General features: G+C 45.0%; 5 protein-coding genes and 1 pseudogene. 5 read left to right on the forward strand and 1 reads right to left on the reverse strand.

Annotated elements, in window-relative coordinates; all coding sequences use genetic code 11:
* Nucleotides 1-191 precede the first annotated feature (191 nt).
* A complete protein-coding gene (locus ACQUTI_RS26145; RefSeq protein WP_373426354.1) occupies nt 192-335 on the reverse strand; it encodes a replication initiation protein in 144 nt (47 codons plus the stop codon).
* A 558-nt stretch (nt 336-893) separates the two neighbouring features.
* On the opposite strand from ACQUTI_RS26145, the gene ACQUTI_RS26150 reads away from it, so the two are divergent.
* From ACQUTI_RS26150 to ACQUTI_RS26170, 5 genes and pseudogenes are all read left to right on the forward strand, one after another.
* Nucleotides 894-1,043, forward strand: coding sequence for a hypothetical protein (locus ACQUTI_RS26150; protein WP_428923423.1), 150 nt, complete (start codon nt 894-896; stop codon nt 1,041-1,043).
* 478 nt (nt 1,044-1,521) lie between these two features.
* A complete protein-coding gene (locus tag ACQUTI_RS26155; RefSeq protein WP_186546644.1) occupies nt 1,522-1,713 on the forward strand; it encodes a Rop family plasmid primer RNA-binding protein in 192 nt (63 codons plus the stop codon).
* The gene (locus tag ACQUTI_RS26160) at nt 1,713-2,135 is read left to right on the forward strand and encodes a helix-turn-helix domain-containing protein (protein ID WP_186546646.1); all 423 of its coding nucleotides are present in this window, start codon (nt 1,713-1,715) and stop codon (nt 2,133-2,135) included. The genes ACQUTI_RS26155 and ACQUTI_RS26160 overlap by 1 nt, the downstream gene beginning before the upstream one ends.
* Nucleotides 2,136-3,002: 867 nt before the next feature.
* A complete protein-coding gene (locus ACQUTI_RS26165) occupies nt 3,003-4,064 on the forward strand; it encodes an acyltransferase family protein (protein ID WP_428923424.1) in 1,062 nt (353 codons plus the stop codon).
* A 189-nt stretch (nt 4,065-4,253) separates the two neighbouring features.
* A pseudogene (locus ACQUTI_RS26170) lies at nt 4,254-5,248 on the forward strand (IS3 family transposase); the annotation flags it as partial.
* Between the last annotated feature and the right edge of the window lie 259 nt (nt 5,249-5,507).

Here is a 5,507-nt window from a genome sequence, read left to right on the forward strand (position 1 = left end):
GTATCTAACGGATTTGCTTGTGATCCTTTCCTCGGCGTCGTAGTCTCTTGCTCTGTAAACGAAAAAACCACCCGGCAAGGTGGTTTTTCGAAGGTTCATTAACCGGCAAGTTTATGAACCGTGGTAACAGTCTTGTGCGAGACATGTCACCAAATCCGTCCTTCCAGTGTAGCCTCAGTTAGGTCTTCACTTCAAGAACTCAAATACATCTCTCGCACATCCTGTTTACCAGTGGCTGCTGCCAGTGGCGCTTTGTCGTGCCTTTCCGGGTTGGACTCAAGTTGATAGTTACCGGAACAGGCGCAGCAGTCGGACTGAACGGGGGGTTCGTGCATACAGTCCAGCTTGGAGCGAACTGCCTACCCGGAACTGAGTGTCAGGCGTGGAATGAGACAAACGCGGCCATAACAGCGGAATGACACCGGTAAACCGAATGGCAGGAACAGGAGAGCGCACGAGGGAGCTACCAGGGGGAAACGCCTGGGATCTTTATAGTCCTGTCGGGTTTCGCCGCCACTGATTTGAGCGTCAGATTTCGTGATGCTTGTCAGGGGGGCGGAGCCTATGGAAAAACGGCAGGGCTGCATCCTTTTTCTGCTCTATTGTAATGCCGTATGCCTTTGCTCTTATCCGTGTGCAGGTAACGCCCGCCGCAGCCGAACGTCAGGAGCGGAAGCGACCGAGTGAGCGAGGAGGCGTCATATCACCGTAACCTCCATTTTCTCCTGTACGCCCTGCAGCTGCTTTTTTCCCCTGCCACATGAAGCACTTTCATTACGTGTTACTCATCCGTAACATATTAAGCCAGTATACACTCCGCTAGCGCTACGTGACTGGTTCAGGGCTGCGCCCCGAAACCCGCTAGTAACCTCTCAGCTACTGGATATCACCCCATGCCATCTGAACATGATGAACAACGGGATGCGGCTGATAGGCAGCTTCCCGGCGAATATGAGCTTTTTGATTTAATGGCGCAGGTTACTGAAGAGAACCTGCACGCCCCGGTGGATTCCGGGCCACCTGTCGGCCGGGAAGCGTTATAGCTTTTTCGCTGGTCAGCGTACATGTAATACGGTGGTATTACATCTTATTTCTTTATTTTCATGTGGTTACAGATAATTGTAATACATTGCGTATTACGCTAATACACGAAAAACTCCATTTTTTTCATTTAATTCATGCAGTTGCGATGAAAATCGCGGCTGCGTTAGGTGTATGACCATTTAAGGGGCAAAAAATTATCATTCTGGCCGGGTGTACTGCGCAGGTTAAGGAGCATTGGTGACGAAAAAGCGTCTTTAACTGCTTCGTTCATGCAAGCATGAACGGATTATTTTTCCGGACTACAGGCAAACTACAGGAAGACTACAAAAGTTGATGACTTAATCCTGATTTTTAGTGCGATGACTACAGATAAACTACAAAATAACTACAGGATTACCTCAGATCCGTTCCCTGAACTATTCGTACATTGTCCCCCTTACCGGTTTTACACTGAGCATTGACGCTCTGAGGCTTCTTATGACGAAACAACAGAAAACGGCGCTGAACATGGCTAAATTCATCCAGAATCAGTCTCTGCTCCTGCTGGATAAGCTTAACGAGCTTGATCTCGATGTCGAGGCCGACCTTTGTGAGAAACTCCACGATGATGCGGAGCATCTTTTCCGTACATTGTCCTCGAGACTGGATGAATTACAGGGTGGTAACTGATGGCCAGAGTGTCTATTAGTGAAGCGGCACAGCTTGTTAAGGTTAGTCGCCCCACGATTTACAAGATGATTAACAGTGGGAAGTTAAGTTACACCTCTGTTGTAAAGTACGGGAAGTCTATTAAAGTTATTGATACTTCAGAGCTTATTAGGGTGTTTGGTTCTCTTGATGGTGTAATCGATACTGTAAAATATGATGTAAAAAGTGACGCAGAATCTACAGGTATTAACAGCGTTGGTTTACATGATTTACAACATAGAATCGCTTTACTTGAAGCTGAAAACGATGGTCTTAAAGGGGCTGTTAAGGCTCGAGATGAGCATATTGATTCCCTTCGTCAGGCTATGCAGCTTTTGGAGCACAAGCACGAACCTTCTTCACCACCCCATTCCCCGTGGTGGAAATTCTGGAAAAAATCCTGACCCCGTCATGCTTCAGTTTTCCTCTCCGGCCATCCCGGGGGGCCTGAACCTTCCCAAAAATCGTCAGATCTCTGAACGCTCCTCACCACTAAAAATACCCACACCCCACGCAAAATTAAAATTTTGAAGATAACTCATTAATATCAGTTAGTTGTTGGTTATTAAATTACGCAGTATTACTTTCTGTAAGGTGAATCCAAGTCGTCGGCGATTCGTGTCCGACTTGCCGACGACTCGTCATAGAGTCATCGACGACTCACTTAAGACTATCAGTAACTTATGACGACTTGACTCTAGAGTCGAATCGTCATTTTGGTGTTTTTTTGACCTTGGCGACTCTAGAGTCAAGTCACGAGTCGAATCGCCGGTGAATCGTGTGGTGAGTCGTCCGGCGACTTGCCATAACGTGATTGCCGGCCGTCGACGAACCCGATTCCTGAGTGTGCTGAAAAACGGTTTTCCGGGTGCGCCGGCAACGCTTCACGGCCACGCAATAAATTGCGTCCCCGTTCACCGTTTTCGGATCAGAAGAACGCCGGAAACAGGACTTACCCTGGCTGAATGGGATGAGTTTTCGCGCTATGCACTTGCGTGCATACTCATGCATGCCGTAAAAACAGAGCCTGCGTGTTTCTGACGGGTTTTCGGGGGGGTTGTTGCCTGTTTTACCGGTTTCCCGTCAGAAACGCTCTCAGGCCGTCTGAGCAGTGCGCGTAATGAGGTGTTATGGTAAATCCAGAAGAATGTATTGTAAGTAACTTCAGACAAGGGTTGGACCAGATTTTGGCAGGTTTTTTTTGTATTGATTAATAAGAGAATAGATAAGAGAATCTCTTTGTTTTTTTTCATTTTAATAAGTGAGGTTTTATGAACGGTCGTTTTGTTGGTGTCGACTTGCTAAGATCTATTATACTAATATTTGGTCCAACATTTCATGCGTCTATGTTAATGGATGGTGCTTTTGGATTTGACGGGTATCTATTACAATCACCTCTTGTAAGAGGTGTTCTTCAAGCCACAAATCCATTTAGAATGGATTTGTTTTTTTTAATATCTGGTTTTTTTTCATCCTTGGTTATATCAAGAAAAGGTGGGGAGTATTTTATCCAGGGTAGAATTAAAAAAATAGTATACCCAACTATTTTTTCTATATTAACCGTAGTGCCTATTACGTTTTTTTTGATATACTTCATTCAAGGTGAGCACAGTGTTGAATACAACTTATCTTATCGACACGTTTGGTTTTTAGTGACATTGTCAATAATTAGTTTGCTTGTGTGTTTAGCGCCATATTTTTTTTATAACATTGCCAACTCCATAACAAGAAGAATGCAGAGCTTTGGTTTTTTTTATACAATTATATTTTTTTGCTCTATAACTACATTTTTTGTGGCTATGTCAATGTTTGTTGGGAGGCTATTTTCATTCTCAGAAATAACAAGGTATGTAAATATATTGCTTCAATTTTCTAGCTCTATAGGTTATTTTGGGTTTTTTTTTGTGGGGATGTGTGTTTTCTTTTTGAACAAGAAAGTTAACACCAAAATTATTTTGTTTTTTGCTTTTGCTTTTTTGTTGTGGTACGTCACAAAGTGTTTTGTTTACCCTGATTATAAATTTTTTTTTGTTGCAACAAAACCTGCCATTTCACTATTGATGTCTTTTTCTATTTTTTCAGCCTTCCTTAATATGAATATAAATAGCTCCAAGATTATAACATCCGTGTCAGAATCTGCTCTTGTGTTTTATTTGATTCACCTGCCTATTTTAATTGGTGTTTCAGCCATATGGTTTCACTTCACTAAAAGTGATTCCGTGATTTTATTTTCCTTGGTTGTGATTCCTTTGAACTTAATTATCACATATTTAATGTCTAGGTATATAATTAAGGTTTTCTTTATAAGAAGGGTGTTAGGTATTTCTTGTTAAGTGTTTTTTAGTAATCTATAAATCTATAGTGTCTGATAGTGATGTCCCGTACCTAATAACTAGTATTAGGTACGGGACCGAGAAGAGTATTAACCATCAAAGTACAGCTAGCCATAAATGACCTGCTCCCCGTTGATTAATACACCGTGATGTTAGTAATGTCTTCATAAGCCACATGAGGACATCCCCATGAAGAAGCGTTTTTCCGACGAACAGATCATCTGTATTCTTCGAGAGGCCGAAGCCGGCGTTTTTGCCCGTAAGCACGCCATTTCAGATGCCACGTTTTACACATGGCGTAAGAAGTATGGCGGTATGGAGGTGCCTGAGGTTAAGCGCCTGAAGTCGCTTGAGGAAGAGAGCACCAGACTCAAGAAGCTGCTTGCTGAAGCCATGCTGGATAAGGAGGCGCTTCAGGTGGCTCTTGGGCGAAAGTACTGACGACAGACCAGAAGCGGGAAGCTGTTGAGTTTATGTGTGATGCGACCGGTCTTTCGCAACGTCGTGCCTGCAGGCTTACAGGTTTGTCCCTGTCGACCTGCCGCTATGAGGCTCAGCGTCCGGCGGCTGATACGCATTTATCAGGGCGCATCACTGAGCTGGCACTGGAGCGCAGGCGTTTTGGCTACCGACGCATCGGGCAGTTACTGCGCCGTGAAGGCCTTCATGTTAATCACAAGCGCGTGTACCGTCTTTACCACCTTAACGGGCTGGGCGTAAAACGCAGACGACGTCGTAAAGGGCTGGCAACAGAACGTTTGCCGCTGCTCCGCCCGGAGGCGCCCAACCTGACCTTGTCGATGGATTTTGTCATGGACGCGCTGGCCACCGGTCGCAGGATCAAGTGCCTGACCTGCGTGGACGACTTCACGAAGGAGTGTCTGACAATTACTACCGCCTTCGGGATTTCAGGCGTTCAGGTCACGCGAATTCTGGACAGCATTGCACTGTTTCGCGGCTATCCGGCGACGATAAGAACTGACCAGGGGCCGGAGTTTACCTGCAGAGCACTTGACCAGTGGGCTTATGAGCATGGGGTGGAGCTGCGGCTTATCCAGCCGGGCAAGCCAACACAGAACGGATTTATTGAAAGTTTTAACGGACGATTCAGAGATGAGTGCCTCAATGAGCACTGGTTCAGCGATATCGTTCACGCCAGGAAAATGATTAATGACTGGCGGCAGGTCACCTCTGTTTTTTATCTGCTGCTAGGGTGATTGTGGAACACCCTAATGGATGGGTTTTATTTCAATAAAATCAATGAAATAAGTCTTTTTCTGAGGTCTATTGGTGTTGTTAAGTGGTGCTGGTTTGGGTTTGATATATGTCTATGTATCTAACGGATTTGCTTGTGATCCTTTCCTCGGCGTCGTAGTCTCTTGCTCTGTAAACGAAAAAACCACCCGGCAAGGTGGTTTTTCGAAGGTTCATTAACCGGCAAGT

This window comes from Klebsiella sp. 7-CIP_Kleb., from assembly GCF_050378655.1.
In the GTDB taxonomy this organism is placed as follows: domain Bacteria; phylum Pseudomonadota; class Gammaproteobacteria; order Enterobacterales; family Enterobacteriaceae; genus Klebsiella; species Klebsiella quasipneumoniae.

Bases quoted from the DNA above. Each gene is read 5' to 3' on its own strand.
- ACQUTI_RS26145 (WP_373426354.1), bottom strand. From the start codon at position 335: ATGCACGAACCCCCCGTTCAGTCCGACTGCTGCGCCTGTTCCGGTAAC.
- ACQUTI_RS26150 (WP_428923423.1), top strand. From the start codon at position 894: ATGCCATCTGAACATGATGAACAACGGGATGCGGCTGATAGGCAGCTT.
- ACQUTI_RS26155 (WP_186546644.1), top strand. From the start codon at position 1,522: ATGACGAAACAACAGAAAACGGCGCTGAACATGGCTAAATTCATCCAG.
- ACQUTI_RS26160 (WP_186546646.1), top strand. From the start codon at position 1,713: ATGGCCAGAGTGTCTATTAGTGAAGCGGCACAGCTTGTTAAGGTTAGT.
- ACQUTI_RS26165 (WP_428923424.1), top strand. From the start codon at position 3,003: ATGAACGGTCGTTTTGTTGGTGTCGACTTGCTAAGATCTATTATACTA.